The organism is Empedobacter stercoris (assembly GCF_020281205.1).
GTDB classification, from domain to species: domain Bacteria; phylum Bacteroidota; class Bacteroidia; order Flavobacteriales; family Weeksellaceae; genus Empedobacter; species Empedobacter stercoris.
On record NZ_JACXZC010000011.1, the window covers coordinates 35,721 to 62,181 of the forward strand.

The 26,461-nt window shown below is 31.5% G+C and carries 22 protein-coding genes; 17 read left to right on the forward strand and 5 right to left on the reverse strand.

What is annotated here, in order from left to right; all coding sequences use genetic code 11:
• A complete protein-coding gene (locus IF125_RS06920; RefSeq protein WP_225541972.1) occupies nucleotides 1–447 on the forward strand; it encodes a VOC family protein in 447 nt (148 codons plus the stop codon).
• Nucleotides 448–485: 38 nt separating this feature from the next.
• Here the strand turns inward: IF125_RS06920 and IF125_RS06925 are convergent, their stop codons facing one another.
• Complete coding sequence (locus IF125_RS06925) at nucleotides 486–1,064, reverse strand: DUF6642 family protein (protein ID WP_225541973.1); 579 nt, start codon at nucleotides 1,062–1,064, stop codon at nucleotides 486–488.
• Nucleotides 1,065–1,202: 138 nt separating this feature from the next.
• On the opposite strand from IF125_RS06925, the gene IF125_RS06930 reads away from it, so the two are divergent.
• The 12 genes from IF125_RS06930 (at nucleotide 1,203) to IF125_RS06985 (ending at nucleotide 19,279) form a co-directional block, all read left to right on the forward strand.
• Entirely contained in the window at nucleotides 1,203–2,969 is a 1,767-nt protein-coding gene (locus IF125_RS06930; protein WP_225541974.1) for an AMP-dependent synthetase/ligase, read from the forward strand.
• A 125-nt stretch (nucleotides 2,970–3,094) separates the two neighbouring features.
• Nucleotides 3,095–4,870, forward strand: coding sequence for an AMP-dependent synthetase/ligase (locus IF125_RS06935; protein ID WP_225541975.1), 1,776 nt, complete (start codon nucleotides 3,095–3,097; stop codon nucleotides 4,868–4,870).
• 134 nt (nucleotides 4,871–5,004) lie between these two features.
• Nucleotides 5,005–6,768, forward strand: coding sequence for an AMP-dependent synthetase/ligase (locus tag IF125_RS06940; RefSeq protein WP_225541976.1), 1,764 nt, complete (start codon nucleotides 5,005–5,007; stop codon nucleotides 6,766–6,768).
• Between the two features lie 76 nt (nucleotides 6,769–6,844).
• The gene (locus IF125_RS06945; RefSeq protein ID WP_225541977.1) at nucleotides 6,845–7,378 is read left to right on the forward strand and encodes an STM3941 family protein; all 534 of its coding nucleotides are present in this window, start codon (nucleotides 6,845–6,847) and stop codon (nucleotides 7,376–7,378) included.
• Between the two features lie 27 nt (nucleotides 7,379–7,405).
• Complete coding sequence (locus IF125_RS06950) at nucleotides 7,406–8,713, forward strand: DEAD/DEAH box helicase (RefSeq protein ID WP_225541978.1); 1,308 nt, start codon at nucleotides 7,406–7,408, stop codon at nucleotides 8,711–8,713.
• A 12-nt stretch (nucleotides 8,714–8,725) separates the two neighbouring features.
• Nucleotides 8,726–9,022 (forward strand): Dabb family protein, encoded by a 297-nt coding sequence (locus IF125_RS06955; protein WP_171622505.1) that lies wholly within the window; start codon nucleotides 8,726–8,728, stop codon nucleotides 9,020–9,022.
• A gap of 491 nt (nucleotides 9,023–9,513) precedes the next feature.
• Entirely contained in the window at nucleotides 9,514–12,213 is a 2,700-nt protein-coding gene (locus tag IF125_RS06960) for a TonB-dependent receptor (RefSeq protein ID WP_225541979.1), read from the forward strand.
• 25 nt (nucleotides 12,214–12,238) lie between these two features.
• The gene (locus tag IF125_RS06965) at nucleotides 12,239–13,564 is read left to right on the forward strand and encodes a DUF4876 domain-containing protein (RefSeq protein ID WP_225541980.1); all 1,326 of its coding nucleotides are present in this window, start codon (nucleotides 12,239–12,241) and stop codon (nucleotides 13,562–13,564) included.
• An 11-nt stretch (nucleotides 13,565–13,575) separates the two neighbouring features.
• Nucleotides 13,576–15,174: a DUF6850 family outer membrane beta-barrel protein gene (locus IF125_RS06970; protein WP_225541981.1), complete on the forward strand. Its 1,599-nt coding sequence runs from the start codon at nucleotides 13,576–13,578 to the stop codon at nucleotides 15,172–15,174.
• A gap of 7 nt (nucleotides 15,175–15,181) precedes the next feature.
• Entirely contained in the window at nucleotides 15,182–16,327 is a 1,146-nt protein-coding gene (locus tag IF125_RS06975) for a cytochrome-c peroxidase (RefSeq protein WP_225541982.1), read from the forward strand.
• A gap of 81 nt (nucleotides 16,328–16,408) precedes the next feature.
• Nucleotides 16,409–16,807: a hypothetical protein gene (locus IF125_RS06980; protein ID WP_225541983.1), complete on the forward strand. Its 399-nt coding sequence runs from the start codon at nucleotides 16,409–16,411 to the stop codon at nucleotides 16,805–16,807.
• Between the two features lie 69 nt (nucleotides 16,808–16,876).
• On the forward strand, nucleotides 16,877–19,279 hold the full coding sequence (locus IF125_RS06985; protein ID WP_225541984.1) for a heavy metal translocating P-type ATPase: 2,403 nt from the start codon (nucleotides 16,877–16,879) through the stop codon (nucleotides 19,277–19,279).
• A 52-nt stretch (nucleotides 19,280–19,331) separates the two neighbouring features.
• Here IF125_RS06985 and IF125_RS06990 read toward each other — a convergent pair whose 3' ends face one another.
• From IF125_RS06990 to fumC, 3 genes are all read right to left on the reverse strand, one after another.
• Complete coding sequence (locus tag IF125_RS06990; protein WP_188320045.1) at nucleotides 19,332–19,784, reverse strand: RES family NAD+ phosphorylase; 453 nt, start codon at nucleotides 19,782–19,784, stop codon at nucleotides 19,332–19,334.
• Nucleotides 19,785–19,786: 2 nt separating this feature from the next.
• Nucleotides 19,787–20,221, reverse strand: a complete 435-nt coding sequence (locus tag IF125_RS06995; protein ID WP_171622518.1) for an antitoxin Xre/MbcA/ParS toxin-binding domain-containing protein — start codon at nucleotides 20,219–20,221, stop codon at nucleotides 19,787–19,789.
• A 127-nt stretch (nucleotides 20,222–20,348) separates the two neighbouring features.
• The gene (gene fumC, locus IF125_RS07000; protein WP_171622519.1) at nucleotides 20,349–21,746 is read right to left on the reverse strand and encodes a class II fumarate hydratase; all 1,398 of its coding nucleotides are present in this window, start codon (nucleotides 21,744–21,746) and stop codon (nucleotides 20,349–20,351) included.
• 125 nt (nucleotides 21,747–21,871) lie between these two features.
• Here fumC and IF125_RS07005 point away from each other — a divergent pair, with 125 nt between their 5' ends.
• Nucleotides 21,872–22,078: a hypothetical protein gene (locus tag IF125_RS07005; protein WP_225541985.1), complete on the forward strand. Its 207-nt coding sequence runs from the start codon at nucleotides 21,872–21,874 to the stop codon at nucleotides 22,076–22,078.
• Between the two features lie 51 nt (nucleotides 22,079–22,129).
• On the opposite strand, the gene IF125_RS07010 is transcribed toward IF125_RS07005, so the two are convergent.
• Nucleotides 22,130–22,582, reverse strand: a complete 453-nt coding sequence (locus IF125_RS07010) for an SRPBCC family protein (RefSeq protein WP_225541986.1) — start codon at nucleotides 22,580–22,582, stop codon at nucleotides 22,130–22,132.
• A 103-nt stretch (nucleotides 22,583–22,685) separates the two neighbouring features.
• On the opposite strand from IF125_RS07010, the gene pafA reads away from it, so the two are divergent.
• The 3 genes from pafA to IF125_RS07025 all read left to right on the forward strand — a co-directional run bounded on the left by pafA (nucleotide 22,686) and on the right by IF125_RS07025 (nucleotide 26,439).
• Nucleotides 22,686–24,332, forward strand: coding sequence for an alkaline phosphatase PafA (gene pafA / locus IF125_RS07015; protein ID WP_225541987.1), 1,647 nt, complete (start codon nucleotides 22,686–22,688; stop codon nucleotides 24,330–24,332).
• A 137-nt stretch (nucleotides 24,333–24,469) separates the two neighbouring features.
• The gene (locus tag IF125_RS07020; RefSeq protein ID WP_188320043.1) at nucleotides 24,470–25,531 is read left to right on the forward strand and encodes a linear amide C-N hydrolase; all 1,062 of its coding nucleotides are present in this window, start codon (nucleotides 24,470–24,472) and stop codon (nucleotides 25,529–25,531) included.
• Between the two features lie 74 nt (nucleotides 25,532–25,605).
• Nucleotides 25,606–26,439: a sulfurtransferase gene (locus tag IF125_RS07025; protein ID WP_225541988.1), complete on the forward strand. Its 834-nt coding sequence runs from the start codon at nucleotides 25,606–25,608 to the stop codon at nucleotides 26,437–26,439.
• Nucleotides 26,440–26,461 lie beyond the last annotated feature (22 nt).

Consider the following 26,461-nt stretch of genomic DNA (forward strand, 5'->3'; position numbering starts at 1 on the left):
ATGGCTAAAGTACACGCTTATTTAAATTTTAATGGAAATTGCGAAGAAGCTTTCAAATTTTATGAAACTGTTTTTGATACGCAAAATATTGGAATGCATAAAATGGGAGATATGCCTGCAAGTCCAGATTTCCAATTACCAGAAAATGCAAAAGATAAAGTAATGCATACTGCTCTATTGATCAATGAATCAACAATGCTTATGGGATCAGATATTGTAGAAGAATTTGGACAGAAATATGTACAAGGAAATAACTCTTATGTTATGTTAGATGCAGAGACTGCTGATGAAGCTAAGAAATTATATGATCGATTATCTGTACATGCAAAAGTAATGGAAATGCCTTTAGGCGAACAGTTTTTTGCGGAATTATTTGCATCATTTATAGATCAATTTGGAATTCCTTGGATGATTCATTTTGAAGGAAATAAGGCTCAGCAGATGTAACGAAATAGTAAAAAACTTTCCTCTTTAGGAGAGTTTTTTTAATGGTATAATCTAAATCCTAATTTAAGGGCTAAAGTAGAATGTTTATCAAACAAAGCATGCACCAATTCTTCTTCGTCATCAATTTCTTTGGCTAAACAAAAATAATATTGATCCAAAATTGTACTGAGAATTGGAAATGAATTTACATATCCCGACAACGCTTTTGCACCTGTAACATCGATAAAATATTGAAAACTTTCATCTTCCAAATCCAAATTCATTGTATTGGCAAAATGAACAATTTTATTTGATAATTTTCCTTGAAATAGTTCAGCTATTTCTTCTAAACTGTAGTAATAATCGTCTATCAGGATTTGATTTCCCTCTCCTTCAACTACTAAATAAATGAGTTTATATTCTCTGAAATAGTTGTCATGATAAAGTAAATTATTGAGACTTTCTTCTAAACCTTCAAAACTATCAGTCGTCTTGTACACGTTTGTAATGTGAAATTCTCGTGCTAAATGTTCTAAAAAATCTAACAATTGAGAATCGTTTTGCTCCTCTATATCGTCTACACTTTCTAAACAAAATAATTTAAAACCTTCTTCGTCTCTGTAATAATCAAGCTCCATTTGAATATAAATTTTGACTAATTTACAATTCTTACAATTATTTACAACCATTAAAAATTCTGAAATTTTATGAAAGAAAATTCTTTTTCTTTTCAAAAACCGAGAAATAGTCGAACTTTGTATTCTTATTTCAAGAGAATGAAACAACCACAAAGAGTATTCGATTTACCACGATTTCAAGAGAAAAATACACCAAACATTACTATTTTTAATTACAAAGAAAAAGATGAATGGAAGGGAATTTCAACGACCGATTTTATTAATCGCGTAAATAATATCTCAAAAGGTCTTATTGCAAATGGTGTTCAACCTAATGATAAAGTAGCTTTGATAAGTGAAAATCGTTTGGAGTGGAATTTAGTCGATTTTGCAATTCAACAAATAGGAGCAGTAGTTGTCGCTATTTACCCAAATATTTCGGACAACGATTACGAGTTTATTTTGAATGATGCAGAAATAAAACTTTGTATTGTTAGCAATGATCTTTTGTACCAACGATTATTAGGTTTAAAAGATAGAGTACCAAATCTTGAACAAGTTTATACATTTAATACCTATCCGCATACACCAAATTGGATCGAATTAGTTTCGAAAGGAATTTCAGTTTCTGATGAACCCCTTCAAACCTCTATGGATAAAGTAAAAACAACAGATTTAGCAACTTTAATTTACACATCTGGTACAACGGGAAACCCAAAAGGTGTGATGCTTTCTCACGAAAATTTATTAGCTGATGTAAACAGTTCTGAATATTCTTTTCCAGTACAAGCTTATGATAAAGCGTTGTCTTTTTTGCCTGCTTGTCATGCGTACGAACGTGTATTTCAGTACGTGTATATCAAAATGGGATTGTCAATTTATTTTGCACAATCAATGGATACTATTGGTCAAGATTTGAAAGAAGTTCAACCTCATATTTTTTCGGCAGTTCCAAGAGTTTTAGAGAAGGTATATGATAGAATTATGTCAAAAGGAGAAGAGTTAACGGGTGTAAAACGAAAACTATTTTTCTGGGCTATTTCATTAGGAGAAAAATATGATTTAGACGAATCAAAACTTTCTTCTTTGTACAAATTTCAATTAAAAATTGCGCGCAAATTAATTTTTTCAAAATGGAAAGCAGCACTTGGAGGAAACATAAAAGGTGTTGCAACAGGAAGCGCAACCTTGCAAACGCGTTTATTAAAATTGTACTTAGCAGCTGGTATTCCAATTTACGAAGGATATGGATTAACTGAGGCTGGACCATGTTTGTCTGTAAACTGTATAAAACGTGGAATGAAAATCGGTACAGTTGGTTTGCCTTTGATTGATATTGAAATTAAATTAGCCGAAGATGGAGAAATTCTTGCAAAAGGAAAAAATATCATGCAAGGTTATTATAAGAATCCTGAAGCAACGGCAGAAGTACTAAAAGATGGATGGTTGTATACCGGAGATATTGGTGAATGGGTTGATGGAAAGTTTTTGAAAATCATTGATCGTAAAAAAGAAATGTTCAAGACTTCTGGTGGAAAATATATAGTACCGCAACAAATCGAGAAATTATTGTCAGAATCTATTTTTATTGAACAAATAATGGTGGTTGGAGAAGGACGAAAATTTCCTTCAGCTTTAATTGTTCCGTTGTACGAGAATTGTTTAGAATGGGCTAAACAAAATGAACCTTCTATTCTAAATTTATCACGAGATGAATTTATAAAACATCCTAAAATTCAGGAATTGCTTGCAAACGAAATCAATAAATTAAATGTCAATTTTGGTAATTGGGAAAAAATCAAAAAATTTCATTTACTTCCCTACGAATTTACGATTGAAGCAGGTGAATTAACACCAACCTTGAAAATGAAACGTAAAGTAATTTTAGAAAAATATAAAACAGAAATAGAAGATATATATCAATAAAATAATTGATTTAATGTAAAATAATTAAGCGAGATTCATTCTGAATCTCGCTTTTTTCGTGAAATTGGACTGTTTTTTGAAAATTTTACACCAAATTTGCATTCTTTTTACAAAGTTTTATAACGATGAATAATCCTACAAGAATTTTTGATTTAGCGTATCAACAACAAAAGCTTTATCCAAATCATCATATGTTTTCGACGAAGATTAATGGTGAATGGCAATTTACAAAACCAGCTGAATTTATAGCTCATACAAGAGAAATTTCGAAAGGATTATTAGCATTAGGAATTAAGCCTGGAGATAGAGTAGGATTGGTTTGTGAAAGTAGATACGAATGGCATGTGGTAGATTTTGCAATTCAGCAAATTGGTGCTGTGGTTGTGGCAATCTATCCAAATATAACAGATGCTGAGTATCAATTTATTTTCAACGATGCTGAGATTCAATTGTGTATTGTAAGTAACAAAAATTTGTATGAGCGCATCAATAATATGTTTGAAAGCATTTATAGTTTAGAATATATTTTTGCGATAAATGATTTTCCAGATTCCAGAAATTGGGCAGAACTAAAAGAAATTGGGAAAAATATTACAGATGAATATGTAAATAATCTTAGTTCTACGGTACGAAGTTCAGATTTAGCAACTCTAATTTATACTTCTGGTACAACAGGAAAACCAAAAGGAGTGATGTTGTCGCATAATAATTTGGTTTCTAACTTTATAGCAGCTAAAGAAATTGTAGTTTTGGAAGAAGGAACAAGGGGATTGACTTTTTTACCTCCTTGTCATACTTACGAGAGAACCGTAATTTATACCTATTTATACATTGGTGTAACCGTTTATTTTGCAGAAGGTCTTGATAAAATTGGTGATAACATCAACGAAGTAAAACCGCATATAATGACTGCCGTTCCTCGTATTATGGAAAAAGTGTACGAAAAAATTCTAAAAACAGGTAGTGCTTTAACAGGTAAAAAACGAAAAGTATTCGATTGGGCAATAGAAATTGCAGCCAATTATGAGCCAGATTCAACGAAACGTTCTTTTGCTTATAATATAAAATTAGCTTTAGCGCGCAAGTTAGTTTTAAATAAGTTTTACGAAGCATTAGGAGGAAATTTTAAGTATATTATTTCAGGAAGTGCTTCTCTACAAGGTAAAATTGCGCGTGTTTTTATGGCAGCTGGATTACCTTTTTTCGAAGGTTACGGGATGACGGAAACTTCACCATTAATTACAGTAAATAATCCACATAAATTAGGGGTTCGTATCGGAACTGTTGGTTCGCCTATCAAAGATGTTAAGGTAAAATTAGCAGAAGATGGCGAAATTTTAGTTCAAGGTCCTAATGTGATGATGGGGTATTATAAAAATCAAAAAGCGACGGATGAAGTTATTATTGATGGATGGATGCATACAGGAGATATCGGCGTTTGGGAAGAAGGCGAAGGTCATTTCTTAAAAATTATAGACCGTAAAAAAGAAATGTTCAAAATTTCTGGAGGCAAATATGTTGTTCCGCAACCAATCGAAACGAAACTTGTTGAATCTGAATTTATCGAGCAAGCAATGGTTATCGGTGATGCACAAAAATTTGCATCAGCTTTTATCGTACCTAATTATACAAATCTAAAAGAGTGGGCGAAGGAGAGTGCAGCAGAAATAGTTGCGTTGTCTCGTGAAGAATTTATAGCAACTAATGAAGTTCACAAAAAAATAAATCAAGAAGTACGTAAAGCAAATCAGTATTTTGGAAACTGGGAACAAATCAAAAAACCTGCAATACTAACACATGAATTTACAATAGAAGCTGGTGAATTAACACCAACTTTAAAAATGAAAAGAAAAGTTATTTTAAAGAAATTCCAGAAAGAATTCGATGAAATTTATAAATAATTTGAATCCCTTAATTCTAACTAAATTAAGGGATTTTAATTTTAAACAATTTCAATCATAATTTTTTGAAAAAGTCATCATTTTAAGTTACTTTCGACGAATACTTTTCAAAACTACAAAACTATAAATGCGCTATGGAAGTAACCAGAATTTTTGATTTACCAAAACGACAGTTGGAGAAGTTCCCTGATTTATCCATGTTTGTTAGCAAGCAAGACGGAGAATGGAAACCAATGTCGACTAAATCTTTTTTGGATCGTGTAAATCAAATCTCGAAAGGTTTGATTGCTTGTGGAGTTCAAGCAGGTGATAAAGTTGGTTTAATCTCAGAAAATCGTGTCGAATGGAATATGATAGACTACGCTATACAACAAATTGGCGCTGTTGTGGTGGCAATTTATCCCAATATTTCAGATAACGATTATGAATATATTTTCAAAGATTCTTCAATAAAATTATGTTTTACAAATAATCAGGATTTATATACTCGGATAAATTACCTCAAAACATCATTGCCATCTTTAGAACAATTGTATTCAATTGATGAAGTTGAACATGCAACGAGTTGGAATATTTTAATCGAAAAAGGGCAATTGATTGATTTATCAGAAGTAGAAAAAAGAGCAGCTCAAGTAAAACACGAAGATTTAGCCTTTCTAATTTATACATCTGGTACAACTGGAAAACCGAAAGGTGTCATGTTATCGCACAAAAATATTATTGCTGATGTTATTGCGTGTGAATATTCTACACCACTAAATCCTTATGATCGTGCGTTAACGTTTTTGCCAGCTTGTCATGCCTACGAACGTACCTTACAGTATTTGTATGTCTACATGGGCCTTTCTATTCATTTCGCTGAATCAATGGATAAAATCGGGGAAAATTTAAAAGAGATTAAACCGCATATTATGACAGCAGTTCCTCGTGTTATAGAGAAAGTGTATGAAAAGATTATGACAACTGGAGCGCAATTAACAGGTTTCAAAAAATCTATTTTCGATTGGGCTGTAAAAATTGGTAATGAGTATGTTTTAGAAGCAGATCAACGCTCAACATTGTATAATATCAAATTAGCAATTGCGCGTAAATTGGTTTTACATAAGTGGTACGAAGGGCTTGGCGGAGAATTGAAAGCAATTGTAACTGGTAGTGCAGCAATTCAACAACGAATAGTTCGCGTGTTTTTGGCAGCAGAAATTCCTATATACGAAGGTTATGGCTTAACAGAAGCTTCACCTGTAATTGCTGTAAATTGCTTTCGTCGTGGAAAAAAAATAGGAACTGTAGGCCCTCCATTAAAAGGTGTTGAAATCAAATTAGCTGATGATGGCGAAATCTTGGTTCATGGTGATATTGTAATGATGGGGTACTATAATTTACCTGAGCAAACTGCCGAAGTAATCAAGGATGGTTGGTTGCATACTGGCGATATTGGTGAGTGGGTAGATCATAAATTCTTGAAGATTGTTGATCGTAAAAAAGAAATGTACAAAACATCTGGTGGGAAATACATTGTTCCGCAACAAATCGAAATGAAAATGGTCGAATCTCCATTTATTGAGCAGTTGATGGTAGTTGGAGAAGGAGAGAAGTTCCCTGGCGCTTTTGTTGTTCCAAATTATCCGAATCTTCTTAATTGGGCAAAGTCAAATGCTCCTGAAATTGTCAATCTTTCTCATGATGAATTTCAAAAAAGTAATGCTGTTCAGAAAAAAATTGAAGATGAAATCAATAATTTGAATACAAATTTTGGACATTGGGAACAAATCAAAAAGATTTCAATTATCCCGAATGAGTTAACGATTGAAGGTGGCGAATTAACGCCAACGTTAAAATTTAAACGTAAAATCATCTTAGAAAAATATAAAAAAGAATACCACGAAATTTTTGGTTAAAATTAAAGTAGAGCTTTCAAAAAGAGGGCTCTTTTTTTATAATTTAAAATCTTTACTTTTGTGAAAATATTATCCTTTGAATTCTATTAAAATTTATGCTAAACAGACCAGTAATTGGGGATTATTATTCGGTAGTCTTTTATTTTTGGCTTGTTCAATTTATTTATTTTTAAACGCTAATCAAGTCAATTCTCCACAAACTGCAAAAATTATTAGTGGAGTTTTGTTTGTTCCAAGTCTTCTATTAATCATTGTTTCGATAAAGAAATTAATGAAAAAGCAATTGGTATTATTAATTGATCAAAAAGGAATTGTTTACAAACCTTCGGATCATTTAAATTATATCGAATGGGGAAAAATTATAGAGATTGAAGAACTAAAATTACCACGTCAACGCGTAATAAATATAAAAGTAATGGAGGCTGATATTTTTATTCATAACGAAACGCAAAAAGTTTTACAAGCACGTATGAGATTCTGGAATAAAATGTATGGGGCGGTTGTTTCGTTCGATGCGAACACGTTAGATAAAAATCACTTCGAAATCATGAATCTTTTTGATGAATTTATGGAACAATATAAGACTTCTATTCAGTCAAAAACAGATTAATTCAGTAGAATACGTTAATTTTGCAAAATGCAAATCGATTTACTTTATAAAAATTTAGGCATTAAAGATATGAATGCAATGCAACGCTCAGCATTCAAAATGTCCGAAAATCAACGAGATTTAATTCTTTTATCACCAACAGGATCTGGAAAAACATTGGCTTTTTTATTTCCTGTATTGAGAGATCTAAATCCAGATGTGAAAGGTGTTCAAACCTTAATATTAGTTCCAGCCCGTGAATTAGCCTTACAAATCGAAACAGTTTTCAAATCTATGAAATCTGATTATAAAGTAACGTGTTGTTATGGTGGTCACAATACGAAAATAGAACAAAATAATTTAGTAGAAGCTCCCGCTGTATTAATCGGAACGCCTGGACGTATTGCGTATCATTTACGTAACGAAAACTTTGATCCGTCAACTGTTCAAAATTTGATTTTAGATGAGTTCGACAAAGCTTTAGAATTGGGATTCCAAGAAGATATGAGCTTTATAGTAGAACAGTTATCAGGTTTAAAACAACGTATTCTAACATCAGCTACCGAAATGGAAAATATTCCAGAATTTGTTGGGTTGAATGACGAAAAAATTGTGAGTTACTTAAAACAAATCGAAGTAAAACCAGATTTACATATGAAAGTGGTAAACACCATTTCAGAAGAAAAATTGGATACTTTGTTCGATTTGATTTGTAAAATAGGTAGCAAACGCATGTTGATTTTCTGTAATCACCGCGATGCTGTGGATAGAATTAGTCATCTTTTGCACGAGAAAGGAATTGCACGAGAAAGTTTTCATGGAGGAATGGAACAAGACGAACGCGAACGTGCGTTGTTAAAATTCCGTAACGATTCGGTTCGTGTATTAATTACAACAGATTTAGCTGCGCGTGGATTAGATATTCCGGAAGTTGATTCGATTATACATTATCAATTGCCTGCAAAAGAAGCAGCGTTTATTCACCGAAATGGACGTACAGCCCGTATGAATGCAAAAGGTTTTGTGTATTTAATCATCAGTAACGAGGAGCATTTTCCATTTGTAAATGAAAATTTACCTGTAGAAAATTTAAGCGGAACATATAAAATTCCTGAAAGAACGCCTTATCAAACAATTTATATTTCGGCAGGTAAAAAAGACAAAGTCAATAAAGTAGATATTGTAGGGTTTTTATTCAAAAAAGGGGAATTAGAAAAGAATGATGTCGGAATTATTGAAGTTAAAGACACAACTTCGTATGTAGCCATAAATCGTAAAAAAGTACCTGAAATTTTAAAGAAATTAAATGGTCAAAAAATAAAAAATAAAAAAGTAAAAATGCAAATTGCATACTAAAAATAGATTTTTATGTTAGCACACCACGTATTATTTTGGTTAAAAGATGATGCAACTGAAGATGAAGTGAATACATTTCATCAAGCATTGAAAGATTTAGAACCGATTGCACCTTCAGCTTTTTTTCATGTTGGTACGCCAGCAAATATAGAGCGAGATGTGATTGATGCTTCTTATTCATTTTCTTTATTTGCAGCTTTCGAAACGATGGAACAATTCGAAACGTATCAAAAACATCCACAACATATCGAGTTTTTGAATGGTCCAAATAAATTAGCCAAACGAGTTTTAATCTACGATGCTGATTAGAATAATATGTTCTAAATATTCGTTTAGATGAATCTTAGCAAATCATGTTATTATAATAATGAATTCATACAATAGGTATGAATTCATATTTCAATTTAACATAATATATATTATAACAATAATATTTCTTTGAAATTTTATTGTTAATAATCTTTATTATGTTAAGTAGGGTTAAATACATCAAATAAGTACTTATATATTTCATATTATACTTATCACATTACATTGTTATTTATAATCCAATTTTTCAAAACTTGTTCTCATTAATCTTATATTAATTCTAATTTTAGCTCATCATAATTATTTAGTTATAAATTAGTAAATCAAATAAATATTGAATTAAAATAGATTAAAATGAATCACGGTTTTTTTAAATAAAGTCATTATTGTTTTATTAATGAATCAATATTTTTCTTTTTATTAAAATATGACTTAAGTTCTATTGCTATTTAGATTAATTTAAAATAAATTTGCATTTCAATTTCTTCGAAATGAAAAAAGGTTTATTAGCGCTCTCTCTATTAGGAACATTCGGTTTTGTAAATGCTCAACGGATTTTATCGGGAACTGTAACAGATGAAAATGGAAACAATTTATCAAATGTTCAAGTTCAGGATCCGCAAACTAAAAGATGGACTCAAACAAATTCGAATGGTTTTTTTACAATCCAATTATCGAATGAGAATACTAATTTATCTTTTTCGCAAAAAGGGAAAGAAACGCAAGAAATCATTGTTAATTCTGATGAAACTAATGTATCCATCGTTCTTTATAATCAAACACTCCGATTAGAGCAAGTTGATATTTCACCTAAAAAGAAAAAAGAATATTCTGAAATTACACTTGGAAAAGAAGCAATCGAAAATGTACAGGCTTTTTCATTAAACGAGGTTTTGCAACAATTACCAGGACAAGTAACATTAGATTTTAACAACAATGAGTTTAAGAATATTGTATTTAGAACAGCCAGTTCAAATAATAATTTAGGTTTATCTGGTAGCTCAAGTACGTCGACTATTAATGACAGAAAAGATTATTTTCAGAATAAAGCGTTTGGAACTTCCATCGTTGTCAATGATATTCCAGTTTCGAATAACGAAAATATGCAATCTTTTTCTTCAGTTTCTAATGGGAATTTCAACGATTTTAATAATCCAAGTTATGGTGTAGATTTGCGCCAAATAACAACTGCAAATATTGATGAAGTTAAAATTATTCAAGGGATTGCTCCTGCCAAATATGGTGACTTAACATCAGGATTAATTATCATCAATTCAAAAGTTGGGCAAGCTCCCCTACGCGCTTCGGTTTCGATGTTAGATGCAACAACTGAATATAATATTTCGAAGGGTTTCAAGATAAATGACAGAAACTTCTTTAGTATATCAGGCAATTATTTGTCTTCTAATGCAGATGTGCGCGATAATTTGAAGTCATATAATCGTATATCGACTAGCGCTGCTTGGAAATCATCTAACAAAACAAATACATTGGTTAATACGTTAGATGGAAATTTTGCGATTAACACTGATAAAATAAAATATGATCCGGATAATGTTTCGGATCCTAAAATAAAAAATGATAAGTTCTCTATTCGATTATCAAATAATTTGAAATGGAATTTGAAAAAAGAATGGATTGATGCTTTAAATGTTGATGCAAACATTAATTACGAAAAGCAAAATTCTAAAGAAGAACGTTGGGTAAATGTTGCAACTGCAGCTGTGACGACTTCTACTGTAAACGGTATTTCTGAAGCTATCTTTTTACCTAATCAATATACGTTAGTCAAAAATGTAGAAGGAATTCCAATGTCTACTTTTCTGAATGTAGAAGGTGTGAAAAATTATGAATCTAAAAACAAATGGAATCATACTTTTTCTGTTGGACTATCTTCCCGATCTAGTGAAAACAAAGGTCGTGGAACATATACAGACGAAAATTCAACACCTAATTTTTTCACTTTAAGCGGTGCTAAAGGTAGTTTAGGTTACCGAGATTATAATTTCAAAAATACCAAAACGCAATGGCAATTATCTGTTTATGCAGAAGATAGAATTGTGAAATATGGAAACAATGACAATGTTTTCAAATTAGATTTAGGTTTTAGATACGACAACCAATATGGTTATAATTCGTATCAACCGCGTGTAAATACTTCATACGCTTTCAATAAAGTGTTAAGAGTTCGTGGTGGATATGGAATTTCGTCTAAAGCACCTTCTTTAAATCAACTTTTTACAGGTGATCGTATTTATGATCGACTTTTAGGTGACGGAATATATTATATCAACAATAAACAATACGGTTGGATTGAAACATTCCTTTTAGAAGGAAATAATCTAAACTTAAAACCAAGTAAATCCTATAATTCGGAAATTGGTTTTGATCTTAATTTACCTTTTGGATCGTTAAACGTTACGGGATATTACAATCAATTGAAAGATGGTATTTCGTCTTTTGCTCAAATTACAACTTTAGAAGGTTCTAAAATTGCGGTTGATACGTCCTCTTCTACTCCATCCTACTCTGTTGTTGGAAAGGAAGCTTATCAAATTGAATATTCAACTTTAGAAAATAATTTAGAATCTACAGATAAAGGAATCGAAATGTTTATGAATTTTAATCGCATTCGACCGCTTAATTTAGATATATCTGTAAATGGATCTTATACAAAAACCACGAACAATAAACCTGTTTATACGTACGACGCTTCTACAAATGTTTTAGCAAAAGAGAAATATGGTGTGTATTATAATCCGAAATCAAACGATGAACAATTAATGTTTGGAACTAATTTTAATTATCATCTTAAAAATGTGGGATTAATTTTATCACTTCGAACAGAACATATATTTATTCAGAATCACGATAAATTCAACAATAGAAATCCAATAGGTTATTTGGATGGAAATTCTGTTTTTCATGAAATTCCAGTCGAAGACCAAGCAAATATAGATTTGTATGGGCATTTGATCAAAGCACCTCAAAAAACGTTAGGTGAATTACAAAAATCATTGCACAATTTCCATTTACGCATTTCGAAAGATTTCTTGAATGGATTTAAAGTTTCGGTTTATACAACCAATGTTTTTGGTCTGAAACCTACTTATATCAACGATTCTGGAGAAAGAAGAGAATCTAATATTGCTAAATTTTCATTAGGAGGTAAAATTGAGTACACGTTCTAATTCTAAACCATTTAAAAAGATTATTATGCTTAAAAAATTAATACTTTTCACTTCGTTTGTAATAACATTATTATTCAATTCTTGTTCTGATGATGATTTTGGAGCAAATGCTGTTCAAACAATTAATTTTACAACGTATGTAAAATTTGATGCTGATTTTGATCATACCAAAAAACCTATTCATGCCAAAACAGTTCTGAAAAATACACAAACTGGCATTACGCATGAAGCTTTAACGAATGATAATGGTGAAGCTATTTTTCCTAATTTGACACCAGGAATATATTCAGCAAATGTGAGTTTTTCTATTACTCCAGCTCAATTCGAGGATTTATTTGGTTATCCTACAGATTCAGAAGATAATGTTGAGTTTAGTGGTGCTGCACAAAATATTACCATTAACTCATCAAATGTATCTTTAGAAATCGAGTTAACTTCTACGAAAACAATTGGTGGATTAATCTTGAAACAAATTTATTACGGTGGTTCACACATCAAAGAAGGTGCAATGTTTAGAGATCAATTTATTGAGATTTATAACAATTCAAGTGAAGTTCTTTATGCAGATGGGTTAATATTTGGTCAATTATTTGGTGCTAATACGGTAGAAAATCAACCTTATTCTCAACCAAATGGTCAGTTAGATTGGTCGAAAGGTGAAGGAAATAAAGTAGGTGCAAGTGCAAATACCGATTTTGTGTATGTATCTCACGCTATTCGTATTCCTGGGGATGGTACAACTTATGCTGTTCAGCCAGGTGAAAGTATCACAATTGCACAAACAGCAATCAATCACAAAGGAAATTATTATGATGCCAATGGTAAATTAATCGAGATTCTAAAACCAGAATTAACAGTCGATTTATCCAATGCTGATTTTGAAGTGAATATGACAGAATATTTAGGCTCTCAATATTCGTATGATATTCAAAATCATGCTGTTCCTGATATGGATATTGTGTGGTGGGTTTCAGGTAGAGATTTAATTTTAGACAATTTAGGTCGTCAAGCATTTATCTTATTTAGAGCTTCTAACGAAGAAATTAATGGGTTTGGAAAGGTGAAAAATCCAAATAATAAGACTTCATACGAATATCTTCAATTACCGAATGAAAAGATTGTGGATGGCGTAGAAACCACTCAAGATATGGGAAGTAAATTGGTTCCGAAAAAATTACAAAATAAACAAGATGCAGGATATTCATATTTAACAGCAGGACCTTATTCATCAACATCTATTATTCGTAAAACACAGAAAACAATAAATGGTCGTATTATCTTGAAGGATACCAATAATTCTACAAACGATTTTGTGAATATTAAAGCTGAACCGAAAATTTTTGCGCAATAGAAATATAGAACATGAAATCAATTGATTTAACAACATACGACAATAAATTTTTGAGAATCGCTTCTTTTACTTGTTTATTTTTTGCAAGTCAATTGTTCGCGCAAGAAAATGATTCGATAAAAGTGACTTCTAACGAAGCAGAGCAATTTATCAAAGATTTGAATTGGGAATTGCCTATTGCAACGCATTCTTTACCAATAAAAGATTATACACATACCGGAATTTATTTCAATCATAAAAACAATCAATTTACTCGTAAACAAACAGCAGAAGAAACAAATCGTTATGGTTTTCTAAGCGAAGGTTTATACACGACAGAAAATGGTTACAAAATTTTTGGAACGATAAACCTTGAAAAGTTTACAGAAAAAAATCTTAGTTGGAATCTTTCTGACGAACGTACAGATGAACAACAAGTATTGTCGCCACAGTATTTTTACGTGCCACGTGCTGCTGATTGGGATAATCAGCGCTATTTGATTCGTGGAGGAGTTTCTAAAAATTTCGGAAAAATGACATTAGCTGCAAAAGCTGAATTAAATGTCAATAAAATGGCTCGTAAATTAGATCCTCGACCTGAAATTAAAAACAATCAATTAGTCGGTGAAATTCAGGCTACTTACGAAATTATGGACGGTCATCAACTTTTTGTTTTAGGAGCTTATGGGCGAAAAAACAAAGATTTTAGTATCGTTTATAAAAATAGAAATTTGGATGTTGAAGCTTATCCAGAAACCTATTTACGTTATATGGCAGGATATGGTCGTGTGATTAATAACCCGTTGAGAAATAAAATTGATAATGAAAAATCACTTTATCAATATTTTACTCGAAATATTAGTTCAAAAATTGGTGGTGGTTATCAATTTAGTTCTGACAATACACGTCTGATTTTAGGTTATAATTACCAAGAAAATCAACAACGTATGTATGATAGCAAAACGAAGGAAGATAAATTCTTTATTTACGTTTGGGATATCAATGAGCAATTTGTTTATGCCAATTTCATGACAACGTTTGATAACAATACGATGAATGCTCGTTTAGATTTCTCGAGAAAAGATGGTGAAAATTATGATGTTTCAATTGGTGGAATGAACTATCAAAATCGTTTACAAAATGCGAATTTAGATGTTAATTTGGCGAATCGTGATCAATTAAAAATGAATTATTTCATTGGTTTCAAATCAAGTTATAATCAAAATAAATATTACGATGCATTAGCAATTTATACCATGAAAATTAAATCGTTGGATGTTGGTGTTTATGGGAATAAAGATGTTATGTTGAATAATAAATCAAAAATAAATATAGGTTTAGCTTTTAATTATTATGCGCTACTTGATTCCTATTTTGATTATACGAAAATGACAGGTATTAATGAAGATACATTTTATAACAATGTAGCCGCTTATGATTATGCTTACAATACAACAGATCATCTTGATGCATCCACCTCTATACGCTTCATTTTACCGATTAAAAATAATAAGACAATCGAGCTATATACACAGTTAAAAGGTATATTTGCAACAAATAAAAGTAATTTTACCCGAATTAATACAGACAATACCTATTGGATGAACTTCGGAATTCAATTAAATTATTAAAATGATTATGAAAAAAATACTTCCATTATTTGCAATAGGAGCTACTACTCTATTTTATGCATTTAACAGTAATAAAATAATCGACCAAGGTTATACAATTACCGATTTACGAGCATTGTATAGTAGTGGAGATCAGTCTAAATGGCCTACTCCAACTGTTGACGAAAGTGTTTTGAATGATGGATTTGAGGATATTGGAACATTAGGAGAAGTTCCTTTTCCCAAAGATAATCCATATACAAAAGAAAAAGCTGAATTAGGGAAAACGTTATTTTTTGATCCTCGTTTATCCAATTCTAATCAAATTTCTTGTGCAAATTGCCATGATCCTGAATTAAATTGGGGTGATGGTCGACGTGTTCCTTATGGAGAAGACCGTCAATTGGGTACACGTAATTCACCAAGTTTAATGAATGTGGCTTACGCTAAAGTAATGTTCTGGGATGGCCGAGCAAAAACGTTGGAAGAACAAGCTGAATTCCCAATTCGTGATAAAAAAGAAATGAATCATCACATCGATTTTGCAACAAAAAGAATTGCTCAAATTGCTGGTTACAAAGATTTGTTCAAACAAGCTTTTGGAGACGAAAACGTATCAAATGATCGCATAACGAAAGCAATTGCTACTTTTGAACGAACAATTTTAGCTCCAAAAAATCGTTTTGATAAATTTATTGCTGGAAAATCAGATGAATTAACAGATCAAGAAATCGAAGGTTTACATCTTTTCCGTACAAAAGCAAGATGTATCAACTGTCACAATTCGGCTTATTTTTCGGATAATAAATTCCATAATATTGGATTAACGTATTATGGACGAGAATACGAGGATTTAGGTTTATACAATACAACTAAATTAGCAAAAAATGTTGGGGAATTTAAAACACCTTCATTACGCGAAGTTCCACAGAATGCACCTTATATGCACAACGGATTGTTTCCAACTATTCGTGGTGTCTTAAATATGTACAATGCTGGAATGTTTCACTTTCAACCAAATGAAAAACAGAAAAATGATTCATTATTTCCTAAAACATCTGATTTGGTGAAAAAACTTAATTTAACAACTTCCGAATTAGATGCATTAGAATCCTTTTTAATGAGTCTGAAACAGAATCAATACAAAATGCGCCCACCGCATTTACCAAAATAAAATTATATCAGAAAATGCCTCAATTTTGAGGCGTTTTTTGATATAATTCGTTTATATATAAATCATTATTAAACTTTTAAGTTGAGAAAGCAATATCATTTTCGTCGAATCAATCAACAACTTTATATTTGGGATGTTGATCGGTTGATTAGCTTAACACAAAATATTCTGCCAAAAAAAATTCCTTTAAGTGCTATCAGCGAATTAAACGAGCCTTATTGGTACAGCTATGAAGGAGATGTTCCTACATGTAAATCGATTGCCGAACATATGATTTTGGTGAATAATGCTGATCTTTCGTATCCTATTATTTTATGTCCAGAAGGTAAAATAATGGATGGCATGCATCGCGTCGTGAAAGCATATTTAAATGGTCATATTTCAATTCATGCTTATCAATTAAAAAAACTTCCTGAACCTGATTTTATAGATGCAGATCCGCAAGACTTACCTTATGAAGACGATAATCTTATTTTATAAATTTATTCTACAATTGTATAACATAATTTCTTAAAAATTACTTGAAATTTGTAGTATAAAATAACTATTATGAAAGTGCAAACCCTTATTATACCGCTTCTTAATTTAGAAACGCAAGAACAAGTTTCTAAATTGAACCAAATGATATCTGAAGTTGAAAATCTGGATAGTTTTTTTATTGATTTATCAAATAAAAGTGTTTCGCTGACGGCAAAAAAAATGCCTAAAGTAGCAGCTAAAGTTTTTCAAATCCTAAAACAAAATAATTTCAAAATCGATTCTGTCGAAAAAAATTACCCCGTACTTAACATGACTTGTGCTTCATGTGCAAGTAGCTCGCAGGCAAACTTAAAACGTCAACCAGGTGTTGTGAATGCTGAAGTGAATTATGGAAATGGAATGGGAAAAATAGAATATATTCCTTCTTTAACTTCTCCCGAAAATTTAAAAAATGCATTAGTTGAGGTTGGATTTGATTTAGTGATTGATGAATCAAAAAATCAAGACGAAGAAATAGAACAACTTCATGAAGATAAATACCTATCACTAAAAAAGAACGTGATATGGGCGCTTGTTTTTGGTATTCCTTTGTTCATTATAGGAATGTTTTTTATGAATATGCCTTATGGTAATTATATCATGTGGGCGCTTTCTACTCCTATTCTCTTTATTTTCGGTCAACAATTTTTTGTTGGTGCGTGGAAACAATTGAAAAATAAGACAGCTAATATGGATACTTTAGTGGCATTAAGTACTGGTGTAGCTTATATATTCAGTGTTTTCAATACATTATTTCCAGAATATTGGCACAGCAAAGGTTTACACGCTCATCCTTATTTTGAAGCAGCTGGTTTGATTATCGTTTTTATTTTGATTGGTAAATTGATGGAAGAACGTGCGAAGGGAAATACATCTGAAGCAATCAAAAAATTAATAGGTCTGCAACCCAATACGGTTTCTGTTTTAAAAAATGGAAATCAAGTTGAAGTAAAAATTGAAGATGTGCAAATTGGAGACTTGATTTTATCTAAACCTGGAGATAAAATTGCCGTTGATGGAATAATTATTTCTGGAGATACTTTTATCGATGAAAGTTCTTTAACTGGTGAACCTCTTCCTGTCGAAAAAGGAGTTGATGCTACTGTTTTTTCAGGAACGTTGAACCAAAATTCTCCTATTCAATATAAAGCCTTAAAAGTTGGTAATGATACACTCTTAGCTCAAATCATTCAGTCTGTGAAGAATGCACAAGGTAGCAAGGCGCCAGTTCAACAATTGGTGGATAAAATAGCAGGAATTTTTGTTCCGATTGTAATTATCATAGCAATTTTAACTTTTATTACATGGTTAGTTTTAGGTCAAGAAAATGCGTTTACCATGGCACTTTTATCCATGATAACTGTATTGGTTATCGCTTGTCCTTGCGCACTTGGTTTGGCTACACCTACTGCAATTATGGTTGGAATGGGAAAAGGAGCTGAACAAGGAATTTTAATTAAAAATGCTGAAAGTTTAGAATTAGCAAAGAAAATTGATACGATTATCTTAGATAAAACAGGAACAATTACAGAAGGAAAACCTAAAGTACAAGAATTAATTTGGTTTGATGATTCTGCTAAAAATATACTTTATACCATCGAAAATAATTCGCAACATCCCTTAGCCAAAGCTATTATTGCACATATTGGTAAACAAGAAAATTTATCGGATTTGAAAGTTGAAGATGTTTCTGGAAAAGGATTAAAAGCAACTCGTTTGAACAAAGAATATTATGTTGGGAAAATAAGTTGGATGAACGAATTGAACATTCAAATTGAGGAGAATGTTAAACAAACAATTCAAGATTTTTCAACTAAAAATTATACCACTTCTTTCTTTGGTGATAATGAAAAAGTTTTAGGTTTGATTGGAATTTCAGATGAAATAAAAGCAACTTCTATTGAAGCTATAAAAGCATTTCATGAAAAAGGAATTGAGGTTTGGATGGTGACTGGTGACAATGAATTTTCTGCGAATGCAATTGCTAAACAAATTGGAATTGAACAAGTTGTATCGAATGCTTTACCTCATGATAAAATGAATATCATCAAAAATTTACAAAATAAAGGAAAAATTGTTGCGATGGTTGGTGATGGAATTAATGACAGTGCAGCTTTGGCACAAGCAGATGTTTCGATTGCGATGGGAAATGGTTCTGATATTGCAATTGATGTTGCCGAAGTAACGTTAATCGGTGGCGATTTAACAAAAATTAATCATGCGATTAATCTTTCAACACAAACAGTCAAGACTATTCATCAAAATTTATTCTGGGCATTTATTTATAATGTAATCGGTATTCCAATTGCGGCAGGTGTTCTTTATCCAATCAACGGATTTTTATTAGACCCAATGATTGCAGGAGCTGCAATGGCTATGAGCAGTGTAAGTGTTGTAACAAACAGTTTATTACTGAAATATAAAAAGATTTAAAACCTTCATAAATCAATAAATCGACTAAATATTTAGTCGATTTATTGATGCTTTATAATAAACGATCATCCCAATTGTAATCTTCTATTTCTTTGATTTTTACTTTCGAAGAAAAATCGGGATGTTTTGTATTAATTAAATAATTGTATTCTTTCGGAATGATTGACGAAGGAACTTTCATCACCAAATATTTAAAATCTTGATACCAAGCAGATCCAATTTCTTGTAGTTTCGGATAAGACTCTACAGATTGCCAATTTTTGGGTAATTTAGAATCCTTTACATTGTAAATTTCATCTTCTGTACAATCAATTTCAATTACCAATAATTTATACGAATTGTCAATCGTAATTGAACTGCGGTGAACCACTAATTCTAAGGTTGATAATGCGCGTGTACTTCCCGAATAAATTACAAATTCATCATTTTTGTTCCATCTGTTGGCAACACCAGAAGCTTGTAATGATTTTGCATATTTAGCTTTACGTATATTGTAAACTAACATTCTTAAACGTTTTCTCCGTACTCAATAGCCGTTAAACGATTGTCAATGAATTTTAAACCAGATACTGTATCCAAGAAATCCATTGGTGCTTTTTTATCCAATAAAACGTTTGGAGTTGTTAACCATTTTTCGAAATCATCTTTTGTGTTAAAAACCTCTAAACCATGTTTATACAAAGAAATTAAAAGAACAACATGCTCTTTCGTATTGTCTTTTAATGAAACGTCTTTTGTTTTATAATTTCTATATGTACGCGTTGTAATATTTAACCAATTCGAAATAATATCATCTTTTAAACCAGATAATTCGTCTAGATATTTGATGTATTTTTGATCGATATTATAACTATTTACATAGAAATAGACATTAGTGAAATCTCTTACTTCAGGAATTTCATCAATGATTTGCTTGTAACTTTTTAGTTTTATTGTTGCCATAATTTTAAACTTTTACTAAAGATACAATTTTTCCTCTTAATAAAGGAATTTTTTCTCAATTATTTTAATACGTACAAAAAAAGAGGTTACAAAAGCAACCTCTTTTACTATAATGATTTATATTTTCTTATTTTAAAGAACCAACCATATCTTCTGGTTTTACCCATTCGTCAAATTGTTCAGCAGTTACATATCCTAATGCAATTGCAGTTTCTTTTAACGTAGAGTTATTTTTGTGTGCAGTTTGCGCAATCTCTGCAGCTTTGTAATAACCAATTTTTGTATTAAGCGCAGTTACTAACATTAATGAATTATCTACTAATTCTTTGATACGAGCATAATTTGGTTCGATACCTTGTGCACAATGTTCGTCAAAAGAAACACAAGCATCCCCTAATAAACGTGCAGATTGTAAGAAATTTGCAGCCATTAATGGTTTGAAAACATTTAATTCATAGTGACCTTGAGTTCCACCAATCGTAATTGCAACATCATTACCCATAACTTGAGCAGCAACCATAGTTAAAGCTTCACATTGTGTAGGATTTACTTTACCTGGCATGATAGAAGACCCTGGCTCATTTTCTGGAATGATGATTTCACCAATACCTGAACGAGGTCCTGAAGCTAACATACGAACATCATTTGCAATTTTGTTTAATGAAACAGCTAATTGTTTCAACGCTCCGTGAGTTTCTACAATGGCATCGTGAGCAGCTAACGCTTCAAATTTATTTTCTGCAGTAACAAATGGATGACCTGTAAACTCAGCAATGTATTTAGCGACTACTACATCGTATCCTTCTGGAGTGTTAAGTCCTGTACCTACAGCAGTTCCTCCTAATGCTAATTCAGATAAATGCGCTAATGTATTTCTTAATGCTCTTAAACCGTGGTTTAATTGTGCTACATATCCTGAAATTTCTTGTCCTAATGTTAATGGAGTTGCATCCATTAAGTGTGTACGACCAATTTTTACAACGCTTTTAAATTCTTCTGCTTTCTTAGCTAAAGTATCACGTAATTGTTCAACACCTGGAATTGTTACTTCAACAACAGCTTTGTAAGCGGCAATATGCATACCTGTTGGGTAAGTATCGTTAGAAGATTGAGATTTGTTCACGTCATCGTTCGCTTTCAAAACAGGTTCTCCTTCTCCAATTTTACCTCCTGCTAATACTTGAGCACGATTAGCAACAACTTCGTTCACATTCATGTTAGATTGTGTTCCTGAACCTGTTTGCCAAATAACTAATGGAAATTGATCATCTAATTTACCTGCTAAGATTTCATCACAAACAGCTGCAATAGCATCTCTTTTTTCAACTGGTAATACACCTAACTCAGCATTTGCATAAGCTGCAGCTTTCTTAAGATAAGCAAAACCTTCAACGATTTCTTTTGGCATTGAAGCAGCTGGACCAATTTTAAAGTTATTTCTTGAACGTTCTGTTTGAGCGCCCCAATATTTGTCAGCAGGAACTTTTACTTCCCCCATGGTGTCTTTCTCAATTCTGTATTCCATTTTGTATTTTTATTATATTTACTTATCTCACAAATTTAAGAAATCGTTTGATGAAAGAAAAGTGATTAATGTTAGTATTTCTATAAATTTTATTTACTAAGTTTGTATCACATAAAAATAAAATCATGATTCAATTTTTAGGTTTCTTATTATTCTTAGTAATCGCTTTATGCGGATTTTGGGGTATCATCTTCTTTTCAACGATAGCTATCTCTTGGATTCCATTTTGGGTTGCGAATTTAAGAAAAGAAAAAGCAGGAATAGTAACAGCGGAAGATCCTCGTCCGATTTTACCAAATCAAGAAGGAATCACAGTATTATTCAAAAAATAATCGGCTGTAAAAAAAATTAAAAAGAGACTTGACGAAGTCTCTTTTTTTATTCTATTCAACTTTCAAATCATCATCTACATTACCTTCTAAATAACTCTTCAAACTAATTCGGATAATCTCTGCCCATCCAGCTTCAAAACTTTCACGAGAAAAATTCTTGTCTTCTGGCGGAAATGACTCAATTCCTTCGTGAATTAACGTCAGTTTAGTTTGAGGAACAAATTCATTTTCTATCACTTCTAATAAAAAGGTAACAACAGAATCTCCTTCATAAACAGGATACTTCCATGTATATACTAATTTAGATTGTGGGGCAAAATCTACTATTTTACAATGATGTAAATACGAACCTCCGTAAAATTCGAATTCAAATCCTTCTTCTAGAACAAATTCATCAATATCAAAATACCATTTATCAAAAGCAGCTTTTGTCGTTAAAGCATCCCATACTTTATCTATTGACGTGTCAAAAATCTCAACGACTACAACGGGTTTAGCACTCATAATCTATTTTTTTATGTTTTTGTTTAATTTACTAATTATTTAATTATTATTTAAATTTCGGCCAAAATTTAATTGTTACATTTGTCTTTGTAAAATTTTAAAAATGAAATTTAATAAAACTTTTTTAAGTGTTTTAGGACTTTTTGCAGGGCTTTCTTTATATGCACAACAAGAAGTAAACCGTCCTAAATTAGTGGTTGGAGTTGTCGTAGATCAGATGCGTTGGGATTATTTGTACCGTTATCAAGATCGTTATTCTCAGGGTGGTTTCAATCGTTTATTAAACGAAGGTTATAGCAACGAAAACACTTATATTCCATATATTCCTACTTATACGGCGATTGGTCATAGTACGATTTATACAGGTTCTGTCCCAGCTATTCATGGAATTGCGGGAAATGATTTTATCATTCAAGCAACTGGACAAGAGATGTATTGTACACAAGATGATACTGTTAATGGAGTTGGCACTTCTTCTAAAGCAGGGAAAATGTCTCCTAAAAACTTGTTGACTTCTACGGTTCCTGATCAATTGAAATTAGCAACTAATTTTCGCTCAAAAGTATTTGGTGTTTCATTAAAAGATCGTGGAGGAATTTTACCAGCAGGCCATTTTGCTGATGCTGCTTTTTGGTTTGACGGAGAATCTGGAAACTGGGTTTCGAGTACATTCTATATGAACGAATTGCCAAAATGGTTACAAAAATTCAATGATAAAAAAGTAACTGAAAAATATTTAGATAAATGGAATACACTTTATCCAATTGATACATATGTACAAAGTGAAAAAGATGGAAATCCGTATCGACAGAAGTATAAAGGATTAGATAAAATGCAATTTCCTTATGATTTGAAAAAATTAAAAAAAGAAAATGGTTTGGGATTAATTCGTTCTACGCCTTTTGGAAATTCGTTGACAAAAGATATCGCTATCGAAATTATTGATAACGAAAAATTAGGTCAAAACGATAAAGGAATTACCGATTTCTTAGCGGTTAGCTTCTCTTCTACAGATTATGTTGGTCACCAATTTTCACCAAATACTATCGAAATGGAAGATACTTATTTACGTTTAGATAAAGATTTGGAACAATTATTCAATCATTTGGATCAAAAAGTTGGAAAAGGCGAATATTTAGTTTTCTTAACGGCTGATCATGGTGGAGCACATAATCCAAAATATTTCCAAGATAAAAAAGGAAACGCTGGATATTTTCAAACTTCAGAAGTAAAAAAAGCTTTAAACGCTAAATTACAAGCTGAATTTAAAACTGCTGATATTGTACGCTCTTTATCAAATTACCAAGTCCATTTGAATAATCAGCTTATTGAAACTAATGATTTAGATGAAGAAGATATCAAAGATGAAATTGTGAAATTCATGCAAAAAGTTGATGGTGTTTCTTTTGTTGCAGATATGGACAAAATCGGAAATGCATCAATTCCTTCTGAAATTAAAGAACGTATGATCAACGGTTTCAATCGTAAACGAAGTGGTGCAATTACCTATATTTTAGATCCACAATGGTACGGAGGAAAACTAAACGCTGGCGGAACTACTCACGGAACTTGGGGATCTTACGATGCTCATATTCCATTTGTTTTAATGGGATGGGGAATTAAACAAGGTAAAAATAATAACCGAGTTTATATGACTGACATCGCTCCTACTTTGTCTGCTTTATTACACATTGAAGAGCCAAATGGGAACATTGGTAAACCAGTGGTTGAGGTGATTAATCAAAAATAATCTTTCACATAGCATTTAATTCAAACGCAATCATTCATGGTTGCGTTTTTTTATGTAATTATGATATTAAATCAATCATGTATAACTGATATAAGAATTATAATTCTTAAATTTAGATACACAAATATCACCTCATAATGAAAAAGAATTTTTACAACAAACTTACTTTAACATTATTCTCTACCAACTTACTATTTTTATTAGCTCCAAAACTTGATGCTTGTACAAGAGTTGTTTACAAAGGTCCAGAAAATACAGTAATTACTGCTCGTTCTATGGATTGGAAAGATGAGATTGATGCCAACATTTGGATTTTTCCAAGAGGACTAGATCGCACCGGAAATGTTGGGAATGCATCAGAAAAATGGACTTCAAAATATGGTAGTGTAATTACAAGTGCTTGGGATATAGCGACAACTGATGGTATAAATGAAAAAGGATTAGTTGCAAATGTATTATGGTTAGTTGAAAGTCAATACCCTAAATTTGATCCAAAAGGATCTAAACCTGGAGTCACAATTGCTGCATGGGCACAATATGTATTGGATAACTATGCAACTGTGAATGAAGCAGTGGAAGATTTGAGAAAAGAAAAGTTTGTAGTAGTTTCTGATTACATTCCAGGAACGCAGAAATTTACAACTTTACATCTTTCAATTTCTGATGCTAAAGGTGATAACGCTATTTTTGAATATGTAAATGGTAAATTAAAAATACATCACGATTCATCTTACACGGTCATGACTAATTCGCCTATTTTTGAAGAACAATTAGCCATTAATCAATATTGGAAAGGAATTCCTGGAACGATAATGCTTCCTGGAACTAATAGAGCTCCTGATCGTTACGTACGTGCATCTTATTATATCAATGCTATTCCACAAACTGCAGATACACGTATTTCAATTGCGAGTGTTTTTAGTGTCATCAGAAATGTTTCAGTTCCTTTAGGAATTTCGTCAGAATCCGAACCGAATATTTCCTCTACTCGTTGGAGATCAGTTGCGGATCATAAAAACTTAGTTTATTATTTCGAAACGACAAAAACACCAAATACTTTTTGGGTTGATTTGAAGAAGATTGATTTTAATAAAAATGCTTCAACAAAACGATTAAGCGTTAGTAAAAATGAAACGTATGCTGGCGAAACTTCACAACTTTTTAGTGATACAAAACCATTTACATTTGTTGGAATATAATAAATAAAGGCATAATTCAAAAACGTAATCAAAATGGTTGCGTTTTTTTATATTTATAACATACTATTTAGTCTATGAAATTTGATACTCCAATAATAACTGTAATCGAATTAAAAGAAAACATACATCTTGATAATTTGATTATTTTAGATTGTACAATTGATAAAGTTGGTCAAACCCTGCAAAACGAAAAATTAGAGTTAATTACAAATTCTGTGTTCTTTGATTTGGAAGGAAAATTTTCTGATCATTCTATTCAACTTCCTCATATTTTGGTTGATGAAAATACTTTTACAACAGAATCTCAACAACTTGGTATTAATGATAATTCTATCATCATTTGTTATGATCGATGGGGTGTTTATTCAAGTCCACGCGTTTGGTGGATGTTTAAAACAATGGGACACAATGAAGTATATGTATTAGATGGAGGTTTACCAGATTGGAAGAAAAATAATTTTGAACTTGTTACAGAATATTTACAACCAACTAAAATAGGTAACTTTGTTGCTCATTTTCAACAAGATTGGTTTGTAGATGTACACGTTATGTTAAATGCAATAAACAATAATTCGAAAACTATAATAGATGCCCGATCAGAAGGCCGTTTCGAAGGTGTTTCTCCCGAACCAAGACAAGGTTTGAGAAGTGGACATATTCCAAATTCAAAGAATTTATATTTCGAAAATGTTTTAAATGGAGAAAAATATAAATCTGCAACAGAATTATATTCAATTTTCGAAAAACTAACCGATTCTTCTAAAGAAAATATTTTCACATGTGGTTCCGGAATTACAGCTTCGATTCTTGCTTTAGCTTCTACAATTGCAGGTTACGAAAATATAAAAGTCTATGATGGTTCTTGGTCTGAATGGGGCGCTGATGAAAATTTACCGATTGAGAGATAACCTTATGTTAATTTATAAAAAT

Excerpts from the sequence above, each read along its gene's own strand:
- IF125_RS06960 (WP_225541979.1), top strand. The coding sequence starts at position 9,514 with ATGAAAAAAGGTTTATTAGCGCTCTCTCTATTAGGAACATTCGGTTTT.
- IF125_RS06975 (WP_225541982.1), top strand. The coding sequence starts at position 15,182 with ATGAAAAAAATACTTCCATTATTTGCAATAGGAGCTACTACTCTATTT.
- IF125_RS06990 (WP_188320045.1), bottom strand. The coding sequence starts at position 19,784 with ATGTTAGTTTACAATATACGTAAAGCTAAATATGCAAAATCATTACAA.
- IF125_RS07020 (WP_188320043.1), top strand. The coding sequence starts at position 24,470 with ATGAAAAAGAATTTTTACAACAAACTTACTTTAACATTATTCTCTACC.
- IF125_RS06995 (WP_171622518.1), bottom strand. The coding sequence starts at position 20,221 with ATGGCAACAATAAAACTAAAAAGTTACAAGCAAATCATTGATGAAATT.
- IF125_RS06940 (WP_225541976.1), top strand. The coding sequence starts at position 5,005 with ATGGAAGTAACCAGAATTTTTGATTTACCAAAACGACAGTTGGAGAAG.
- IF125_RS06985 (WP_225541984.1), top strand. The coding sequence starts at position 16,877 with ATGAAAGTGCAAACCCTTATTATACCGCTTCTTAATTTAGAAACGCAA.
- fumC (WP_171622519.1), bottom strand. The coding sequence starts at position 21,746 with ATGGAATACAGAATTGAGAAAGACACCATGGGGGAAGTAAAAGTTCCT.
- IF125_RS06935 (WP_225541975.1), top strand. The coding sequence starts at position 3,095 with ATGAATAATCCTACAAGAATTTTTGATTTAGCGTATCAACAACAAAAG.
- IF125_RS06955 (WP_171622505.1), top strand. The coding sequence starts at position 8,726 with ATGTTAGCACACCACGTATTATTTTGGTTAAAAGATGATGCAACTGAA.
- IF125_RS06970 (WP_225541981.1), top strand. The coding sequence starts at position 13,576 with ATGAAATCAATTGATTTAACAACATACGACAATAAATTTTTGAGAATC.
- IF125_RS07010 (WP_225541986.1), bottom strand. The coding sequence starts at position 22,582 with ATGAGTGCTAAACCCGTTGTAGTCGTTGAGATTTTTGACACGTCAATA.
- IF125_RS06950 (WP_225541978.1), top strand. The coding sequence starts at position 7,406 with ATGCAAATCGATTTACTTTATAAAAATTTAGGCATTAAAGATATGAAT.
- IF125_RS06930 (WP_225541974.1), top strand. The coding sequence starts at position 1,203 with ATGAAACAACCACAAAGAGTATTCGATTTACCACGATTTCAAGAGAAA.
- IF125_RS07005 (WP_225541985.1), top strand. The coding sequence starts at position 21,872 with ATGATTCAATTTTTAGGTTTCTTATTATTCTTAGTAATCGCTTTATGC.
- IF125_RS07025 (WP_225541988.1), top strand. The coding sequence starts at position 25,606 with ATGAAATTTGATACTCCAATAATAACTGTAATCGAATTAAAAGAAAAC.
- IF125_RS06965 (WP_225541980.1), top strand. The coding sequence starts at position 12,239 with ATGCTTAAAAAATTAATACTTTTCACTTCGTTTGTAATAACATTATTA.
- IF125_RS06925 (WP_225541973.1), bottom strand. The coding sequence starts at position 1,064 with ATGGAGCTTGATTATTACAGAGACGAAGAAGGTTTTAAATTATTTTGT.
- pafA (WP_225541987.1), top strand. The coding sequence starts at position 22,686 with ATGAAATTTAATAAAACTTTTTTAAGTGTTTTAGGACTTTTTGCAGGG.
- IF125_RS06920 (WP_225541972.1), top strand. The coding sequence starts at position 1 with ATGGCTAAAGTACACGCTTATTTAAATTTTAATGGAAATTGCGAAGAA.